This window comes from Lactiplantibacillus pingfangensis, assembly GCF_005404945.1.
GTDB classification, from domain to species: Bacteria; Bacillota; Bacilli; order Lactobacillales; family Lactobacillaceae; genus Lactiplantibacillus; species Lactiplantibacillus pingfangensis.
The window spans coordinates 21,276-40,363 of record NZ_BJDG01000001.1 but is presented as its reverse complement, the minus strand read 5'-3'; the positions used below and the strand labels follow the sequence as shown (position 1 = coordinate 40,363).

Sequence of the window (19,088 nt, the reverse complement as noted above, 5' to 3'; positions counted from 1 at the left end):
GTTAAAGTCCCACTTTCGTTAATTTCAAAGTATCAATCCAGTTTTGATAAAATTGGCAACTCGCCGTTTTCCAGCTATACCGAATTTGCTGTCCTGATTGATCGACGAAGTAATGTGCCGGCCGTTTAATTGGCAGCTGTTTACGCCGATCACGGAAATATTCATTCGCTAAGGTATCGACTTCATATTCTGGATGACCGGTCACATACACCGATTTTTGTCCCGGTGCTGTTAAGATCAACGGTCCAATTTCTGAGTTGGCCGCCACAATTTGTAAGTCGTTCGGTAACCTTGTTGGCAACATCAAGCGCGTATGCCTAGACTGTGGCATTTTCAGTAGTCCCCCAGTGCTTAAGCCGCTAACTAAGCGCGATTGTGACACCACCGTAGTTGCTTGATAAATCCCGAAGACCTTTTGCGCAACCAATTGCTTTTTAATCTTAAATTGGTCGTATAGTGCTGCTTGCGCCGCCCAACATTCAAATAAAATTTGCGTCACATGGGTCTGAGCCCAATCGACAATTTCTTGAAATTCATCCCAATAATCCACGTCCTCGAATGCCAATTGCTCCACCGGGGCACCAGTTACGATCAAGCCATCGTAGTGGTCATCGGCCACGTCCGCCAAACTGGCATAGTTATCGGCCACCAACTGACGTGGCAAACTCTTGAATTGGTGAGTCGTTGGATACATGAAAGTCACTTCAAGCTCATCATCCGTCAAAGTAGCCAAACGGTTTAAAAATTGGCGTTCCGTCGTCAACTTATTTGGCATTAAATTCAAGATCAAGAGACGTGTTACGGTCTCTCTTTGTGGTTGATTCGACCACTGTTGTTCGGCTTTTAATAATCCATTCACAACGTTCACTGTCATCTACTGACTCCCTCTCTTGCCGGTTTTTATCAAACAAAAAAAAGCTTCCGACCATTAGTCTCTCTAAAAGAAACTAACGGACGAAAGCTTTCGCGTTACCACCGTGATTCGTTGCCATTTCACAATAGCAACCTCGACAAGTGCCCTATTAAAAATAGGATACTCCGCAATATACCGGTTGCAACCGCACACGTAGCCATCGCGACCCGTGTCATGACTCCAAGCTCATCTTCGCGATCTCAACAATTGCTTCTCACACCATTTCGAAGCTCTCTGGGAAATTGTTTCAAGCACTACTCTTCTCTTCAACGCCTTAATTGATTTTTAATTTAAAACTAATTTAACACCGTATTTTCTAATTGTCAACTCATTCTATGATTTTTTTAGCTTGTTCTGAGTCAGCGGCTGTATTCCAGTCAATAATTTGTTGAACCAAAGCCTCTCGTTCAGTTGGCAGTGCTTGACGATGATGTCGAATTAAAGGCCGAATCAGCTTGACCTGACTAGGGTACCCAATTTGATAAGCAACCGAACTCGCTGAAAATTCGCCGTCGGATTGACCATGATAGTCAGTAATCATCGGTGCCACTCGCCCGGTAAACCGCACTTTGTCACCAGGCTTTAATTCACCTAACTGCTGAAAATCTTTACTCAAATGTAGCCATAAATTCAGTGCGACGAGTTGCTTTCCATTTAAGCGAATCGTGGTTAATAAAATCATCGGTTCATCATATTCTGCGCCCGACTGATAGCCGTACCGTTCAAAGAGACCTGTAAACCGATAGCGTTGCTCAGTCCCCAAGGCTGCTAACGCTTGCTGCATCGTTAACTCATTCAAAACCCTGCGCCCCTTTCATTTGCTAACCAATTATAGCAAACGTACGTTCGATAAACTAGTGATAAGTTAATATTTATGTTTTAATTTTTGAACCTTACTTTAGAAGTTAGGTTCAAAATCTAAAGATTGCCGCTTCCGGTTAGGACTGATCGCATGCGGTCGTGGGACTGGGCCAAGCCAGGAACGTCTTGCCCCTCGCCCGAAACCCTCGCAAAAACCGCAAGTGTCCCGGTCGTGCAGGTGGCGTAAAATCGGCAAAGATCGCCGACTCAACGCCACCTGCACGACCGATGCGATCAGTCCCAACCTACAGCTAATTAACCGCTCACTTAGAAAGCAGTGCACTCAAGCAGATTCTAAGTCAGACGATCTGTTACTGATATGACAAATCTTTTAGCGGTCACACTTTGGTTGAAAGCTAAAAATCACCAATTACCGTCGTTATCTCAATGACAATCGAAAAAGTCAAAATCCAGGTATTAGAACATTGTTGTTACAATTACACTTAAAACGCTAAATTAAGCGGTAGGTTGTTGCTGAGGCCATCGGGCGTGAAGGTCCCGTTAGATTGGCGTTTTTTGCCAACCTTATGGGACGGACGGTCCGGGATAGTTGCGGTTTTGGCAGCTATTCCGGGTGAAGGATAAGACCGCTCCTCAGGCTTATCCTGGTCCCACGCCCGCATGGCCTCAGCAACAGCCGAAAGCGAGAACATTCTGCTAGTTTCTATCCAAAATCTCCGCAATCTGATTTAGATGGCATTTCTCAACAAATTTTAATTTTCCACTTGACAGCTTTTTTATCTATGCCTATACTGAATTTATTCAATAACGAAAGCGAGGAACCAAGGATGACAAAGAAAACAATGACCAATTTGAATAGTTCATGGCAAAGCCGGCGATTCAGATTGTAATTCCGTCACACGGATACAATCTGGCAAACAGTTTGTATCTGTGCCGACTTAACTTTGTTATCTAAAGAAGTCTGCATGGGTTTTAGACACAGCAGGCTTCGGTTCCGTAAAGGGCAGACCAGAGCTTACTGGTTTGCCCTTTTTTATTTTGTCTCACGCATGCCCAGACAAAACAGGTTCGAAAATTTAAGTTGAGGTGAACGTATTGAAACGTATGATTGCATTTATTAGTGCCTTAGTGGTCTTTCTCGGGGTGGCCTTCTTTATGACTGGGAATGGTCAAAAAAAGGCTAACACTAAAAAAGTCCCAACCGTTGGGATTCTCCAACTCCAAACGCATCCGGCACTGGACGCGATTCATCGCGGGGTCGTCGCTGGATTAAAAGAATATGGTTACGTCCCAGGTAAAACGGTTAAAATTGATTATCAAAATGCACAAGGTGATCAAAGTAATTTGAAGACCATGAGCCAAAAATTTGTTAATGAAGACGCCGCTGAAGTCGTTGGGATTGCCACACCTGCTGCACAGGCCTTGGTTTCTGCGGCTGGTAAATCAACACCCGTGATTCTTGCTGGGATTACTGATCCATCTGGTAGCGGCTTAATTAAGAGTGACGCCCACCCCGGGGCTAACGTGACCGGGACGTCCGGTGAGTCCCCATTGAAGTCACATCTCGATTTGTTACGTGAGTTGGTGCCATCGGCCAAAACGGTCGGCATTATTTATACCACGTCTGATCACGGTGGCGAATATAACGCTAAGAAGTTCGCTAAGATTTGTAAGCAAGAAGGCGTCGCCTACAAGATGTATACGATTGCCAATACTAACGACATGCAAACCGTTGCTGAAAAAATGGCTTCCGAAGTTGATGCCGTCTATGCGCCACAAGACAACGGTGTCGCCAGTGCCATGAAGACCTTAGTCTCGGTCACGAATAAAGCCAAGGTTCCTGTCATTCCAGCCGTTGACACAATGGTTAAAGCTGGCGGTCTCGCCACCTTATCCGTGGATCAATACCAACTTGGTAAGCTTTCTGGTGAGATGGCCGCCAAAGTCTTGAAAGGTAAAGACACGTCTGATTACGCCATCAAAGTCATTACCAAAGGCAAAATGACACTTAATTTATCTGAAGCGAAAAAACTCGGTATCACCTTCCCAGCCAGCGTGCTAAAGGAAGCTAAAACGAAAGGGGTCGTTTATCAATGAGTATGATTGTATCTAGTATTGGGCAAGGCCTCTTATGGGCCTCACTTGGGGTCGCGTTGTTCCTCACATTTAGAATTTTAGATTTCGCCGACATGACCGTTGAAGGCACCTTCCCATTGGGCGCCGCTGTGGCCGTTACCGCAATCGCCAATGGCATGAATCCTTATCTGGCTTCTGGGCTCGCATTTATTGCCGGCGCCCTCGCTGGCCTAGTTACTGCCCTACTTTACACTAAAGGAAAAGTGCCAATTTTATTGGCCGGGATTTTAGTGATGACCGCCTGTTCTTCAATTAATTTGCGCGTCATGGGTGGCAGCTCCAATGTCTCCCTCTTAGGTAAGACGACAATTTTCTCAGGCGCCTTTTTGAAATCATTACCAAAATATTTTGACAGTGTCTTGGTCGGTTTAGTGGTCATCGCGATTATTACCGTCTTATTGATCGTCTTTTTACAGACTAACTTAGGCCAAGCCTTTATTGTCACCGGTGACAATCGGGTGATGGCACGGTCAATCGGGATCAATACCGACAATATGACCATTATGGGTCTGATGGTCTCAAACGGTATCATCGGCCTTGGTGGCGCCTTGATTGCGCAAAATAATGGCTACGCCGACGTCAGCATGGGAATTGGGATCATCGTTATCGCCTTAGCCTCCATTATTATCGGTGAAGTGGTCTTTGGTGAACTCACCTTGAACCAGCGGCTCGTCGCGGTCACCTTAGGGAGCGTCATTTACCAATTTGTCCGCTTACTCGTCTTACAACTCGGTTTCAATACGAACGATATGAATCTCTTATCTGCCTTAATCTTGGCAATCTGCTTGATGTTGCCACGTTTAAGCAAGGCACTACATTTAAACCATGTTATCAAGAAAGGAGTTGCCAAATATGACGCAGAATAAAACACCACTGTTAGCCTTAACCAATATCGTCACTAAAGTAAATGTGGGAACCCCTAACGAAGTCTCAATCTTACAAGGGTTAAATTTAGACGTGTACGATGGTGACTTCATCACGGTGCTTGGCTCCAATGGTGCCGGAAAATCAACCTTATTCAATACCATTGGTGGCAGTCTACCGGTTGATAGCGGCTCAATTAAACTGAACGGCAAAGAAATCACCCACCTCTCCGTTGAAAAACGTACCGCCTTTTTGGCCCGCGTTTTCCAAGATCCTAAAATGGGAACAGCGCCACGAATGACGGTTGCGGAAAATCTATTATTGGCCATGCATCGCGGTAAACGCCGGACGTTGCAGCTACGCCGGTTAAAACAATCACTGCCCCATTTCAAGGAAATCACGACAACCATGAAAAATGGGCTAGAAACCCGACTGAACACTGCCACCGAAAACTTGTCTGGTGGGCAACGCCAAGCCTTAAGCTTCTTGATGGCGACTGAACAACGACCAGATGTCTTATTGCTAGATGAACACACTGCCGCCTTAGACCCTAAAACTTCGGCGGAACTCATGCATCAAACTAACGAACGGGTTACCCAAGAAAAACTCACTTGTTTAATGATCACCCATCACTTAGATGATGCCTTGAAATATGGCAATCGCCTGATTGTTCTCGACCAAGGTAAAATCAAGTTCGATGTCCGCGGTGCTGATAAAGACCGCCTAACCAAAGAAAAATTACTCAGCTTTTTCGACACGATTGAATAAGCCCTCACGACCTAGTCAAACTGACTGGGCCTTTTTTTATCACTATTTTTAGACTATATTGCTGTTTTATTTTCGGCCACCCTAAATAAAATAGCCGTTTTCTCTTTTAATTAACCACTAGTCGTGTTACTCTTATTTAGAACAGTTCTAAACTATCAAATTGGAGGTTAATTTCATGAAAGTAATCGTTGTTGGGTCTTCGCATGGTGGCTATGAAACAGTCCGGGGCATTTTAGCAGATCAGCCGGACGCCGAAATTCAATGGTATGAGAAAGGTGACTTCTTATCCTTCCTTTCTTGTGGGATGCAGCTTTACTTAGAAGGCGTTGTCAAAGACGTGAATAATGTTCGCTATGCGACACCCGCTGACATGTCCGCAAAGGGTGTGCACGTTTATGTCGAACAAGAAATTACCAAGGTCGACCCCACGAGCCATACAGTGCATGTCGTCAATCATGGTAACAATGTTGAACGTGATGAAACCTATGATAAATTAGTTCTGAGTGTCGGTGCTGTGCCATTTGAGCTGCCTGTTCCTGGGCATGATTTAGCTAACGTTTACGCGATGCGCGGTCGCGATTGGGCCATTAAGCTCAAGGCCAAAACGGTCGACCCAACCGTTAAAAATGTGGTCGTCATCGGCTCAGGTTATATTGGGATTGAAGCCGCTGAAGTCTTTGCTAAAGCTGGTAAACAAGTCACGATCGTTGACATGTTACCACGCTTACTCAGTCTGTATTTGGACGACGAATTCACCACTATCCTGACGAAAGAACTCGCTTCTCATGGCATCCAAGCGGCCGTTGGTCAGGGCGTCAAGTCCTTTGAAGGCATTGACGGTCAAGTCACTTCGGTCACGACGGATAAAGGCCACTACCCGACAGACCTAGTTATTTCTGCAGCTGGGATTCAAGCCAACACTGGCATGCTCAAAGGCGTCGTTGACTTGGATGATCACGGCTTAATTAAAATTAATGATTATTTACAAACGAGTGACCCAGATATTTATGCCGTTGGTGATGCCACCCTCGTCCCATTTGCACCAACCGGTAAAAACAATCGGATTGCCTTAGCAACCAATGCGCGTCGTCAAGGTCGCGTTGCCGCCAAGAACTTGCTCGGGACTAAATTAGCGATGCCAGCAGTTTCTGGTTCCTCCGCACTCTCCGTTTTTGATTACCACTTTGCCTCAACCGGTGTCAAAGCTGGGACTGCCGACAAGCTGGGTGTCGATTGTGAGTCAGTACTCGTCACCGATACCGTTCGTCCAGCCTTTGTTCCCGATGACGCTGGCAATGATCAGGTTTGGTTCAAGTTGACTTATGCGCCAACTGACGGTCGTATTTTAGGCGCGCAGATCATGTCAAAAGTCGACGTCACGGCGAATATCAATACGATTTCACTCGCCATTCAGGCCAAATTAACCGTTTATGACTTAGCCTATACTGACTTCTTCTTCCAACCTGGTTTCGACCGGCCTTGGAATGTCATGAATGTTGCGGCACAAAAGGCAATTAAAGCCTTAGAAAAATAAGCGCCCCAGCCACTACTTGAGTCCTCAGGCGTTCTCAACGACAGACTAAAAAATCGTCGACACATAAAATTGTGCCGGCGTTTTTAGTCTGTCATTGCCTGTCAAAAAATCACTTGTAACTATTAATTAATCCCTGGGTTCCTTGGTCGCCTAGGCCTTTAACATCGACCATGACTTCATATAAGCGCTTTGCTTGGGCAGTTGCGACTAGGTCTAATCCCATCGCATCCGCCTCACTCAGCGCAATGCGTAAATCTTTCAAAAAGTGGCGTGCAAAGAAGCCCGGCGTATAATCGCCCTTCAAAATTCGGGGGACATAATTATCCATGCTCCAGTTATCCGCGCCACCACTCGACAACGTGGTCAACACCTTTTGCGGATCCAATCCAGCGGCTTTCGTATACAACAACATTTCAGTCAAGCCAGTCATCGTCCCCGCAATCATGATTTGATTCGCCATCTTAGCATGTTGCCCGGTGCCGGCAGCACCAAAGTGATTAACCTGATGCCCGATTACTTTAAATAACGGTTGCATCGCCTGATATGTCGCGGTCTCACCACCAACCATAATCGTCAAGGTCGCATTTTTAGCCCCAATATCGCCACCAGAAACGGGTGCATCTAAAGCGTGAAACCCATTTTTGGTCGCGTATTCCGCAATTTTAACGGCTAATTTTGGCTGACTAGTCGTCATATCAATCACGGCTTTACCAGGCTGCAGCTTGCTGAAAATCCCATTGTCACCAAAATAAACTTGTTCAACATCGGCTGGAAACCCGACCATCGTAAAAACCACGTCGCTCTTGGCCGCCACCGCAGCGGGCGTCTCCGCCCAAGTTGCACCGTTAGCCACCAGCTCATCGGTCTTACTTTTGGTCCGATTATAAACGGTTAACGCATACCCGGCAGCCATTAAGTTTTTAGCAATTGCGGCGCCCATAACGCCAGTACCAATAAATCCAATTTGCATGTTACTCACCTTTCTTTGACTCATCACCCGCGTGACGACGCTGACGACTAAAATGTATCGCTAACGTCAGGACAAATGCCACTAACACGATTAACCCAAATGCGGTGGCCGGAATATCCCAACCAATTATTGGAATTGACACGAACAATTTCACCCCAATAATCACAATCAAGCAATAGGCCATCGTTTCTAACTCAGGAATGCGGCGCATCAAACGCATAATGACCTCGGCAATACCGCGCATGCAAGCAATTCCAATCATGCCACCAATTAACACAATCACTGGATTATTGGAGATAGCTAGTGACGCCAACACCGAATCAATTGAAAAAATAATATCCATCATTTCGATTTGAACGACGACTGACCAAAACTGACTCAGACCGAGAAAACGGCGCTGTTTATGCGACTGTCTCGTCTGCGCCGGACGCTTCGTAAAGAAACGATAAACTAAATAAAATAAATAGCCGGCACCCAGTACCTTAATTTCCCAAAAACTGATTAAATAAGTCCCAATGCCAATAATTAAAAAGCGAAACAGATAGGCGCCCCAGAGGCCATAAAACAAGGATTTTTCACGTTCTTGTAAGTTATCCAGACTTTGTGTCTGTGCGGCCAATACAACGGCATTATCAACGGATAGTAAACATTCAATAATTGCTAACGATAAAATAATCAACCAGTCATCGGCAGACGTGAAAACTTGTGCCCAATTACTAGCATCAAAAAATGGGCCATACAATTGTTCAATAAAATGTCCCACAGCTTAACCTCTTTCTAAATCAGTTTGATTCTATCCTTTCAGTATACCCGTTCAGATTAACTTTTTAATGAGACAAGTTTAATTTCAACATGCTCGTTCGATAAATTAGTCAAAATTAGTGGCAGTTCTTAAACTAGACTCGTGGTGAACGCTCCATCAGGCAGAATCGTTGTGCTATGGCGGGGACATTCCCAGCCATAGGGCAGTCTGTGACTTCGATTTAAAGCCGATAGCCCACGTCTTTAAATCGCCCTGTAAGATTAGTCGGCCCAGAACGCCGGCCAATCTTACCGCCAGGGCATAACGATTCTGCCTGGCTCCGCTAAGCTTAATTTGCTGAAGATTGGTGTCGGCCTCAACCGGAAGTGCCAGCTATTAACTAATCTGTATACGCTAATTATTAATATAATGGAATTTACTCGCAAATTTTAGCTTTCAACCTCCAGTAACCTCAAATAAAGCCATCGTAAAAAGACGAAAGCTTTATTTGCGGATTATTCAATTAAAATTCAAAAGTTGACTATCAGTCATGCAGACTACTGTCGTTAATGTTGTACGCAATACTGTCGCAACAGAAGTTTGAAACATTTGTTGCGTAGCTTGGAATCTTTGACCCAGTTGTTGTTAATGTCAACATCACTCACATCACAAGTCTAGCTGGAGGTTGCCACCGATGCATCGGGCGTGAAGGTCCCGTTAGGCTGGCGCTTTTTGCCGGTCTTACGGGACGGACGGTCCGGGATAGTTGCGGGTTTTGCAACCATTCCGGGCGAAGGCCAAGACGTTTCTGGCTTGGCCTGGTCCCTCGCCCGCATGTAATCGGTGGTAACCGGAAGCGGCACTATTAGTGCTGAGTCTAGGCTTGAGTTGTGTCCAACAAATACGCCGCAATCAACTTACGAAGCGCCAGGCCATCCGCGGCCGTACCAAAGGTCATGCGTAACCAACCAGGCCGTAACCCGGTTCGCAGCCGATAACCTTGATGTAATAAATAATCAGCTAATTTTTCGGCGGCCGGATAGGCGAAAAAGATGAAATTGGCATCACTCTGGTCGTATTTAATACCTTGCTGTGTAAAAAAGTCTTGCCAAGCTTGACGTTCCGCGGCATTCTTAGCCACCGTTGCTTGCACGAATCCTTGGTCTTGAACTGCGGCTAAGGCGGCAACTTGCGTCACTGAATTGACATTATAAGGTAACCGAACCGCTTGCATGGTTGGCGCATAGGCCTTTGAAAAGACCGCGTAACCAATACGAAAGTTTGCTAATCCATAGGCCTTTGAAAAGGTTCGCATCACCACGACATTTTCGTATTTTGAAGGCAGCTGCATGGCTGTTAATGCCGCCGCATCCGCCGCAAAATCAATATAGGCTTCGTCAATCAAGACCATCGTTTCAGTTGGCACTTGTTGAATGAACGCTTCAATTGCCGCTAATGATTCACTCGTTCCCGTCGGATTATTCGGATTACATAACCAGACCATTTTGACGGCAGGGTTGATTGCTTGTGCCAAAGCCTCAAAATCAATGTGATCATCTGCCAATGTTGGGACTGAAATTAAGGTCGCGTCGGCGATTTCGGCATGCAACGCATATTCCGAAAACGTTGGCGCGGAAACTACCACTTGATCACCAGCACCTAAAAAGGTTCGTGAAACCATCACAATCATTTCATCCAAACCAACACTAAAAACCAGTTGTGCTGGATCAACGCCTTGTTGTTTAGCTACCGCCAATCGTAACGCCATGGCATCGGCATCTGGGTAGCGATTACTCTCTGAAAAGTCCCAATTTTTAACTGCGGTTGCCACTGTCGACGACGTGCCATAAGGATTTTCGTTTGCGGATAAACGGACTAAACGCGACAATCCGAATGCTTTTTTTAGCGCCGCCACTGGCTGTTCGGGGACATAAGGCTGTAACTTACGCACACTTTCCTTCATATAATAAGTCCTCCTACAGATTTTTAATTTCGGGACGATCCTTAAAATCACTCATTTTGCCTTCACGCTTAGCTAGCTCGGCCTTAATTTGGTCGTAACTCACCCCTCGTTGAACCAATAAGACTAACACGTGATAAAACAAATCCGCCGTTTCATAGACTAATTGACCATCATCGGGATTTTTAGCTGCCACGACGACTTCGGTTGACTCCTCACCGACTTTTTTTAAAATCTTATCGAGGCCCTCCGTGAATAAATAATCGGTATAAGACCCCTTCTTCGGCGATTTTTGGCGCTCTGCAATCATTGCATACAATTCTTCCATATTTTGCATGGTTAAGATCCTCTCTTAGTAAACTGACTTGAAAAAACAACTCGTGTGTCCGGTATGGCAAGCCGGCCCATGTGGTGTCACCGCAATCAGTAACGTGTCGTTGTCACAATCTAGCGTGATGTGCACGACATCTTGCAAATTTCCACTGGTAGCACCTTTATGCCATAACTCTTGGCGCGACCGTGACCAGAACCAAGTCTGACCTGAGGCTAACGTTCGCCGATAACTTTCAGCGTTCATCCAGGCAACCATTAAGACTGCCTTAGTCTCAGCATCCGTCACGACCGTTGTGACTAACCCATTACCCTTGTCAAAATCTGGCTGTTCACTCATCTAACCACCACCGCCTCTGCTTTCAACGCCTGTTTAACTTGTCCAATGGTTAACTCTCCGTAATGAAACACTGATGCTGCGAGTGCCCCATCCACTGGTGACTGCTTAAAAACATCAACGAAATCCTTTAGCCTACCCGCACCACCAGACGCAATGATTGGGACAGTCACAGCTTGCCCTAATTGTTGATAAAGTTGGAGATCAAAACCGGCTTTGGTCCCGTCTCGATCCATACTGGTGACTAACAATTCGCCAGCACCTAAACGCACCACCTGTTTGGCCCAGTCGATGGCGTCCAAGTCAGTGGGTTGCTGACCGCCATGCGTATACACACGATACCGGCCAGCTTGCTCATCCCAGGCGGTATCAATGGCGACCACCATACATTGATTGCCAAACTTTTCAGCACCGGCTTGAATCAAACTAGGGGTGGCAACCGCCGCCGAATTGATTGCGACCTTGTCAGCGCCAGCCTTTAACAACCGTTGCATGTCGTCAATACTACTGATTCCGCCGCCGATGGTCAGTGGCATGAACACCTGAGCGGAAACTTTTTCAACTAAATCTGCCATCGTCCGTCGATGTTCATTAGTCGCTGAAATATCCAAGAACACTAATTCATCAGCGCCTTGTGCTTGATACGCCGCGGCGATTGCCACCGGATCACCAACATCGGTTAAGTGGACGAAATTGACCCCTTTTTTCACCCGACCGTCGGCAACATCCAAACAAGGAATTAATCTTTTAGCTAACATGCGTCTGCCTCCGCAAGTTCCTGCAGCGTCACGCTGCCTTCATAGAGCGCCTTGCCAATAATGGCATCGCGAATACCGATGGCTTGTAAGGCCGCCAAGTCTGCCACATCGCGAATGCCACCGCTAGCCACTAAATTGGCCGCCGGTAACTTAGCATGTAATTGTGACAACAACTCAATATTGGGGCCGCGCATGGTACCGTCCCGTGCCACATCAGTGACAATAAAATTAGTGGCACCACTGGCCATCATCGTCGCCATTAACGCACTCATTTTTGTCTGTGACTGCTCAAGCCAACCATTGATTGCCACTTGGCCGTTTTGACCGTCGATACCAATCACAATGCGCTCACCGCCAAAGTCCGTTAATAATTGGCGGACTAGCGTCGGATTAGTTAGTGCCGCCGAACCGATAATTAAACGATCGACGCCTAAGGTTAAATAATGCGCCGCTAGCTCATAGCTCCGAATGCCACCGCCTAATTCAATCATTCCTTTGAACGCTGCGCGAATCGCAGCCACTGTCGCGGAATTTTCCGGTTGCCCAGATTTGGCACCATCTAAATCAACTAAATGTAAGTGTGATAACCCGGCCGCACTGATTTGGCGTGCTTGGGTCACCGGATCAGCGTTAATTAACGTCGTTTGACTGTAATCCCCTTGATACAACCGCACGCTTTGACCTGCTTTTAAATCAATTGCTGGAAAAATCATTCGCACTCACCATTTCCTTAAAAGTTGCTAACTGTGCAAGGCCTACTCGACCACTCTTTTCGGGGTGAAACTGCATCCCAATCACATTTTGACGCTGTACGAGACTTGGAACTTGAACCCCATGTTGCACCGTGGCAACCACTTGACTCGCTGGACTCATCGCATAATAAGAGTGCACAAAATACGTATATTCGTGATCAATGCTGGCAAATGGACTTGACTGCTGCAAGTCATTTTCATTCCAACCCATCTGTGGCACTTTGACGCCTAAATCGGCCGGAATCTCAATGACTTGCCCATGTAACAAGCCCAGACCAGCGTGCTTGCCATACTCGGTACTGCTTTCAAATAATAATTGCATGCCCAGGCAAATTCCAAGAATTGGTTTGCCTTGACGACCAAGTTGTTGTAGCAGCGGCACGAGTTGGCGTTGCGTTAAGGCCTGCATCGCGGCGGCAAAGGCCCCGACACCGGGTAAAATAATGGCATCCGCCGCCCGTAATTTTTTCGGGTCCGCCGTTAGTTCCGTTGAAACTTGCAAGGCCTTAAACGCCTGCTGTAAATTACGGGTATTTCCCGTATCATAGTCAACAATCGCAAACATCTAAATCACACCCTTAGTGGAGTTCACGCCGATAATTTCAGGATTAATCGTCACTGCCGCCCGCATCGCCCGCCCAAAGGCCTTAAACAAGCTTTCAACTTTGTGATGCGTATTACGACCATATAAAATTCTGGCATGCAAATTCATTTCGGCCGCAAAAGCAACCGCTTGGAAAAAGTCTTCCACCGTTTCCGTATCCAAGCCACCCAGTCGCGGATTCGTGAGCTCAGCGTCAAACACTAAGTAAGACCGACCACTCAGATCAACACTCACCTGACCGAGCGTTTCGTCCATCGGCACAAATTCAGTGCCGTAGCGCTCGATCCCCACCTTATCGCCAAGTGCTTGCTTGAAACATTCTCCTAAGACAATCCCAGTATCTTCGGTCGTATGATGGGGATCAACATCCAGATCACCATGGGCTTTAACAACTAGGCCAAAGCGGCCATGCTTCGCAAAAAGTGTGAGCATATGGTTCAAAAAGCCAATCCCAGTATCAATCTCAATGCCACTCTGTTCATCTAAATTCAAACTAATTTCAATTTGCGTCTCTTTCGTCTCACGTTTTATCGTTGCTTGTCGCATATTGATGACCTCCTAGTCGTAATAAGTGTCAAAACGAGATTCAATCGCCCGGGCGTGACCTTCCAAGCCTTCAACTCGCGCCAAGGTCGTAATCGCCTGGGCCTCTTTTGCTAACGCTGGCTTCGTGTATTGGATAAACGACGTCCGTTTGACGAAATCATAAACGCCTAATGGTGACGAGAAGCGCGCGGTGCCACTGGTTGGCAAAATGTGGTTTGGACCAGCAACATAATCACCAAGTGGTTCGCTGGCATACCGCCCGAGAAAGACTGAGCCAGCATTCTTGATTAAGTTTAAATACTGAGAGGCGTTTGCCAACTGCACTTCCAAATGTTCTGGGGCAACCGTATTCATCAAGTCAAACATGTCGGTAATTTGATCAACCACAGCGATAAAGCCCTTGTTTTCAACCGATGCTGTAGCGATGGCCGTGCGTGGTAAAACTTTCAATTGTGACGTCACGTTGGCACTCACCGCCTCGGCTAAGGTTTGACTAGTCGTAATTAAGATTGGCCGCGCTAATTTGTCATGTTCAGCCTGGCTCAGCAAGTCCGCCGCTAACTGCCTTGGATTGGCGGTTTCATCCGCAATAATCCCAATTTCAGACGGGCCGGCAACCATATCAATCGCCACCTGACCAAAAACCTGCTTCTTGGCTGTCGCCACAAACACATTGCCTGGGCCGATGATCTTATCAACTTGTGGAATTGATGCCGTCCCATAGGCCAAGGCCGCAATCGCTTGGGCCCCACCAACTTGATAGATAGCGTCGACGCCAGCAATTTTAGCCGCCGCTAAAACGGCTGGATTGATGCCGTCTTTTTGTGGTGGCGTCACCATAATGACCTCGTTAACGCCCGCAATCTTAGCCGGCAAGGCACTCATGAGTAATGTCGAAGGATAGGCGGCCGTCCCACCTGGTACATATAGTCCAACGCGATTTAACGGCAACAGTTTTTGACCGCGCAGCACTCCCGGTTGTTCAGCATCGACAAAGCCAGTGGCTTTCTCCTTTTCATGAAAACTGGTAATGTTTCGCTTAGCTAGTAGCAAGGCATCCTTGACGGCTGGGTCCAACCCATCGTAAGCGGCGTCGATAGTAGCTTGGTCCAATTTGAACTTGTCAATCGCGACCCCATCCAACTGCTGCTCATAGTCTTTCAAGGCTTGATCACCGTTGGCAATCACATTAGCAATGATTTTCTGAACAGCGGTCACAACCGCGGGATCAGTCAATTGTTGGGTCTTCGTCTGCACTAACTTTTTTAAACTTGCCAAATCTTCATTAATAATTTTCATTGCCTAATCTCCCTTTTTTCATCCGCAGCAACCACCGCCGCTAACCGATCAACTAGCTCATAAATGGCGGTTTGATGTTGTTTTAACGCTAAGCGATTCACGACCAGCCGTGTTGAGACTGGCTGTAAATAATCATAAATTTGCAAGTGATTCTCGCGTAAGGTCGTCCCAGTTTCCGTAATATCCACAATGGCATCCGCTAAGCCGGTCAATGGTGCTAATTCAACGGAACCTTCGATTTTAATAATTTCAACATCCTGACCTAAGCGATCAAAATAACGTTTCGTAATTAACGGATATTTCGTGCCAATGATCTTGCGCTTAGGTGCGGCGGGATCAAAATCAGCGGTGGAAGCTAAGATGAACTGACAGCGTCCCACACCTAAATCTAGTAATTCATATTGGGTACTCCGATGTTCCACCAAAATGTCACTGCCAACGATGCCAACATCCGCGGCGCCACGTTCTAGGAAGGTGGTGACATCTGGCCCTTTGGCTAAAATAAATTCATAAGGTTGCGTCTCAGAATCAAAAATCAACCGCCGTTGTTTGTGTCGAATCAAGTCGCAATCAAGGCCCGCGCGTTCAAGTAATGGCACCACTTGTTTTTCAACCCGTCCTTTCGTTAACGCGATTTTCAAACGTGGTTCACTCATTTTCGTCACCTTCCGTCAAATCAATTAAGGTCGCTCCCAATTGTCGCGCTTCCGAGCGGGCAGCTTGCTTGTTAGGCGCTAAACTCAACTGGGCTTGTGCCGTCCGAGCTAATAAGGCTTCTGCTCGCGGCCACTGTGCTGGCTCAAAATAAATTAATTGCTGTGGTGCGAGCGGCTCTGGTGAGCTGGCAAGTGCCGTTAACAGATCGACATCCAAACCCATCCCCACTGCTGGTTCGCTTTTTGCTTGAAAATTGGCCAATAGTTGGTCATAACGCCCGCCGCTAAAAAGATAGCCAGCCCCGGCTTGTGAATAACCACGAAACGTTAAGCCAGTATAGTATTTCTGGGGCGCCTGACTGCTCAAATCGACGGAAACCGCTTGATTCGGCATTGTTTGAGCCATCCAAGCGACGACTGTTTGCAGCCGTTTGATGGCTGGTTGCACACTCGCCGGTAACGGTGCTGCGCGTAACTGCTCAAAGATCAGCGCAGGTTGGCCAAACAGCCGCGGCCATTTTTTTAGAAACGCCATTAAGGGTTCATGCTCAAAAGCTTCAATCAGTGCGGTATATTGTGGAATCTGCTTATTGAATAACGCCTGCTTGATAGCGGCTTGTTGGGCCTGATCGTTCGTTAAACTGGCAACCACTTGCTGCGCGAATTGCGCGTCCCCCAATTCAATTTCCACCGCGTCATCAATCAGTTCTGCGCTCAACTGGTTGGCAATCGCCAAACATTCTAGTTCAGCCTTCAACGACGGATAACCGATCAATTCAACGCCGGCCTGCGTCATTTGGTTATATGAGCCAGACAGCCGGCGACTGACGCGAAAAATATCACCCACGTAGCTAAACTTCTGTGGTAACGGCACCTTGGTTGCACTTAGAAAACGCGCAATGGGCAAGGTCATATCTGGTCGCAGCACCAACGTTTGGCCTTCCGTATCTAACAACCGATAATACTGATAATTACCGATTTGATACGGTGCGAACACGGCTTGATTTTCCAGTAACGGCGTGGCAATTGCTGCCAAACCACGCTGTTTAAAATGGGCTTGGATCACCGAAATTAATTGTTGCTTAGTTGCGGCGCGTTGCCCGAATTCATCACGCGTCCCTAATGGTAAAAGCTTGTTTAACATTGCCAACGCCTCCTTGACTAGTTTTTTTCCTGATTGTGCTTGGATACAAAAAAACGTCCCTCAGCAAAATATTTCTGCTAAAGGACGTTTCCACGTGGTGCCACCTTATTTCGTTACTAGCTCACACTAGTAGCCTCATGTTGACGTAATGTCAACTTGGCTAACGTAACCATTCGGCTAAGGCTAATTGTTCAGGTTCACCTTAGCAGTTCATAGATGTGGGTTCGTTAAGACGATCTGCTTGGTTCTCAGCATCCCAAGCTCTCTGTATGAGAAAATTCTTAACTACTTTTTCTAATCACAACCGTTTATTAAAATTTGATTAGTCATTTAATTTAAAACTCATTCTAATGACTTCAGCTGGCTTTGTCAACACTCAATTAGTTTTTTAATTAAATGCTGACCCCGCCCCACACTCAATATGTCATGAGCATCCGAGCCATAAACCAGTGGAATACCACGTTTTTGCGCTCGTTTTAAGATTTGCTCGCCAGGATAAAAATCGTTGCAAAATGTTTTATACAAACCGGCTAAATTTAAATCTAATTCGCGATGTTGGGCCTGAATCAGATCTAAAATTTGATCAACCAAGCGTAAATTCGCCGCATCCAATGGCGCCGTCAGCGCAAAAAAGTCTTGATACTTTCGAACCAGACTCATATGACCAATGCGTTGTGGTGCGTCTGGTCCAAGATCTGCCTGAACAGACGCCAAGACCATTTGATAATACCGTTTAAAGAGCAATTGTGGGTCAGCAAACCACTGTTGGAAGCCACGGTTAAAATCGGCTGTACCGTTATCGACACACCAGAACCGCTCTCCTTGACCACGCATAAAATGCACCGACAAAATACTTTCTTGGGTTTGTGGCCCATATTGTTGCATAAAGGCCTTGGTCCAAGCCACATGATCCGGCAGAAAATCAACTTCAAACCCAATTGAAATTTCAATTTGAGCGGCATACTTTTCCTGCAAACCACGTGCTAATGCTAAGTATGTCGGCACTTGTGCCATGGTCAACGCCGCTTCCGTAATGCCAGTCTCCTCACCAGCATATTGTTGTTTAAACTCAGGCGGTAACGGGGCATGCTCTGTGAGACAATATTTCTGCATACCAAGCTGAATCGCTCGTTGGACCATTTTTTCGGTAGACTCCCCACTACCATGTGGGCAAAGTTCCGTATGGGTATGACCGTCCATTAGCATTTTCTCATCTCCTTTTAATGATTAAGCCTTATTAAAACGCAATCAGCCCGAAATAGCAATAACTTGCCGCTTTCGGTAAACGTCAAGTTTTTCTCGGTTTTCTCTAAATTCATTGTCAGGTGGATCGATTCCCGCCTACCGGGGGCTTCGTTTGGGGCTGGAACGCCATGAACCAGTTTTGAGCCAAAGAGCGGTCTCAAAAGCTGGTTTTTGACTAACCGCGGACAAGACCCGCGCTAAGTCAAACGCCACGGCTGAGCCCCAAACGAAGCCCCCTCACGGCTAAAGACGTGCATTGTTTTTAACTATCAGTTACCTAAAAATCTTTGCCAAATGACCACCAGCCGAACTATTGGCCGCATCAATGTAGATTCGTCCTGAGGTGATGCCTAAGTGTTTACTTTTAACTTCTTTTAGGACAGTTCGAGTCACCGATGGTACAGCTTTAATTAAACTCTGAGGATAATTATCATTTTGCTGGACACCAATTATTCTATGCATCGCATCCAAACGTATTTTACCCCAAGATTTTCTTTGGTATTTGAACCGATAAGTATACCGTTGATGATTGCTTTCACAACTACCAATGCCAGCTAATTGACCATTTAAAGTTAGACTGCCCCGGTATAATACGTTGACACCATCTAGTTGTTACTATAATCACAAGTATCAAAAGGAAGTGAGCAGGACCATATCAGCAATAGTCGCGCCAAAACTAGGCTCCTAGTGATTGCACCACTAAGCTGA

20 protein-coding genes and 1 other annotated feature are annotated in these 19,088 nt (G+C 46.4%); of the genes, 4 read left to right on the top strand and 16 right to left on the bottom strand.

All coding sequences use genetic code 11. The features are described from left to right. Window position 1 precedes the first annotated feature (1 nt). Together FFM74_RS00200 and FFM74_RS00195 are read right to left on the bottom strand one after the other, a co-directional pair. Window positions 2–874, bottom strand: a complete 873-nt coding sequence (locus tag FFM74_RS00200) for a homoserine O-acetyltransferase/O-succinyltransferase family protein (protein ID WP_137624649.1) — start codon at window positions 872–874, stop codon at window positions 2–4. Window positions 875–1,241: 367 nt separating this feature from the next. Next, window positions 1,242–1,712 carry a hypothetical protein gene (locus tag FFM74_RS00195; RefSeq protein ID WP_137624648.1) on the bottom strand — a complete coding sequence of 157 codons (471 nt, stop codon included), beginning with the start codon at window positions 1,710–1,712 and terminating at the stop codon, window positions 1,242–1,244. Window positions 1,713–2,839: 1,127 nt separating this feature from the next. Between FFM74_RS00195 and trpX the strand changes: the two genes are divergently transcribed. The 4 genes from trpX (at window position 2,840) to FFM74_RS00170 (ending at window position 7,037) form a co-directional block, all read left to right on the top strand. Then, a complete protein-coding gene (gene trpX, locus FFM74_RS00185) occupies window positions 2,840–3,832 on the top strand; it encodes a tryptophan ABC transporter substrate-binding protein (protein WP_137624682.1) in 993 nt (330 codons plus the stop codon). Then, window positions 3,829–4,737 carry an ABC transporter permease gene (locus FFM74_RS00180; RefSeq protein WP_137624647.1) on the top strand — a complete coding sequence of 303 codons (909 nt, stop codon included), beginning with the start codon at window positions 3,829–3,831 and terminating at the stop codon, window positions 4,735–4,737. The genes trpX and FFM74_RS00180 overlap by 4 nt, the downstream gene beginning before the upstream one ends. Further along, the gene (locus FFM74_RS00175; RefSeq protein WP_137624646.1) at window positions 4,724–5,503 is read left to right on the top strand and encodes an ABC transporter ATP-binding protein; all 780 of its coding nucleotides are present in this window, start codon (window positions 4,724–4,726) and stop codon (window positions 5,501–5,503) included. The genes FFM74_RS00180 and FFM74_RS00175 overlap by 14 nt, the downstream gene beginning before the upstream one ends. A gap of 175 nt (window positions 5,504–5,678) precedes the next feature. Further along, window positions 5,679–7,037 (top strand): FAD-dependent oxidoreductase, encoded by a 1,359-nt coding sequence (locus tag FFM74_RS00170; protein ID WP_137624645.1) that lies wholly within the window; start codon window positions 5,679–5,681, stop codon window positions 7,035–7,037. A gap of 109 nt (window positions 7,038–7,146) precedes the next feature. Here the strand turns inward: FFM74_RS00170 and FFM74_RS00165 are convergent, their stop codons facing one another. The 14 genes from FFM74_RS00165 to FFM74_RS00100 all read right to left on the bottom strand — a co-directional run bounded on the left by FFM74_RS00165 (window position 7,147) and on the right by FFM74_RS00100 (window position 18,842). Beyond that, on the bottom strand, window positions 7,147–8,007 hold the full coding sequence (locus tag FFM74_RS00165) for an NAD(P)-dependent oxidoreductase (RefSeq protein ID WP_263405145.1): 861 nt from the start codon (window positions 8,005–8,007) through the stop codon (window positions 7,147–7,149). Between the two features lies 1 nt (window position 8,008). Then, complete coding sequence (locus FFM74_RS00160; protein ID WP_137624643.1) at window positions 8,009–8,770, bottom strand: TerC family protein; 762 nt, start codon at window positions 8,768–8,770, stop codon at window positions 8,009–8,011. A gap of 856 nt (window positions 8,771–9,626) precedes the next feature. Next, on the bottom strand, window positions 9,627–10,712 hold the full coding sequence (gene hisC, locus FFM74_RS00155) for a histidinol-phosphate transaminase (protein WP_137624642.1): 1,086 nt from the start codon (window positions 10,710–10,712) through the stop codon (window positions 9,627–9,629). Between the two features lie 13 nt (window positions 10,713–10,725). After that, window positions 10,726–11,046, bottom strand: coding sequence for a phosphoribosyl-ATP diphosphatase (hisE, locus tag FFM74_RS00150; RefSeq protein WP_137624641.1), 321 nt, complete (start codon window positions 11,044–11,046; stop codon window positions 10,726–10,728). A gap of 15 nt (window positions 11,047–11,061) precedes the next feature. Beyond that, window positions 11,062–11,379, bottom strand: a complete 318-nt coding sequence (hisI, locus tag FFM74_RS00145; protein WP_137624640.1) for a phosphoribosyl-AMP cyclohydrolase — start codon at window positions 11,377–11,379, stop codon at window positions 11,062–11,064. Continuing rightward, on the bottom strand, window positions 11,376–12,134 hold the full coding sequence (gene hisF / locus FFM74_RS00140; protein ID WP_137624639.1) for an imidazole glycerol phosphate synthase subunit HisF: 759 nt from the start codon (window positions 12,132–12,134) through the stop codon (window positions 11,376–11,378). The genes hisI and hisF overlap by 4 nt, the downstream gene beginning before the upstream one ends. Beyond that, window positions 12,128–12,847: a 1-(5-phosphoribosyl)-5-[(5-phosphoribosylamino)methylideneamino]imidazole-4-carboxamide isomerase gene (gene hisA, locus FFM74_RS00135; RefSeq protein WP_137624638.1), complete on the bottom strand. Its 720-nt coding sequence runs from the start codon at window positions 12,845–12,847 to the stop codon at window positions 12,128–12,130. Before hisA ends, hisF begins: the two co-directional genes overlap by 7 nt. Then, window positions 12,828–13,451, bottom strand: coding sequence for an imidazole glycerol phosphate synthase subunit HisH (gene hisH / locus FFM74_RS00130; protein ID WP_137624637.1), 624 nt, complete (start codon window positions 13,449–13,451; stop codon window positions 12,828–12,830). Before hisH ends, hisA begins: the two co-directional genes overlap by 20 nt. Beyond that, entirely contained in the window at window positions 13,452–14,036 is a 585-nt protein-coding gene (gene hisB, locus FFM74_RS00125; protein WP_137624636.1) for an imidazoleglycerol-phosphate dehydratase HisB, read from the bottom strand. Window positions 14,037–14,048: 12 nt separating this feature from the next. Next, window positions 14,049–15,335, bottom strand: coding sequence for a histidinol dehydrogenase (hisD, locus tag FFM74_RS00120; protein WP_137624635.1), 1,287 nt, complete (start codon window positions 15,333–15,335; stop codon window positions 14,049–14,051). Then, on the bottom strand, window positions 15,332–15,991 hold the full coding sequence (gene hisG / locus FFM74_RS00115) for an ATP phosphoribosyltransferase (RefSeq protein ID WP_137624634.1): 660 nt from the start codon (window positions 15,989–15,991) through the stop codon (window positions 15,332–15,334). Before hisG ends, hisD begins: the two co-directional genes overlap by 4 nt. Next, the gene (locus FFM74_RS00110) at window positions 15,984–17,135 is read right to left on the bottom strand and encodes an ATP phosphoribosyltransferase regulatory subunit (RefSeq protein ID WP_137624633.1); all 1,152 of its coding nucleotides are present in this window, start codon (window positions 17,133–17,135) and stop codon (window positions 15,984–15,986) included. The genes hisG and FFM74_RS00110 overlap by 8 nt, the downstream gene beginning before the upstream one ends. 77 nt (window positions 17,136–17,212) lie before the next feature. Further along, window positions 17,213–17,446: a binding site (T-box leader), on the bottom strand. 58 nt (window positions 17,447–17,504) lie between these two features. Then, window positions 17,505–18,341: a histidinol-phosphatase HisJ gene (gene hisJ, locus FFM74_RS00105; RefSeq protein WP_137624632.1), complete on the bottom strand. Its 837-nt coding sequence runs from the start codon at window positions 18,339–18,341 to the stop codon at window positions 17,505–17,507. Window positions 18,342–18,653: 312 nt separating this feature from the next. Beyond that, entirely contained in the window at window positions 18,654–18,842 is a 189-nt protein-coding gene (locus FFM74_RS00100) for a hypothetical protein (RefSeq protein WP_137624631.1), read from the bottom strand. Window positions 18,843–19,088 lie beyond the last annotated feature (246 nt).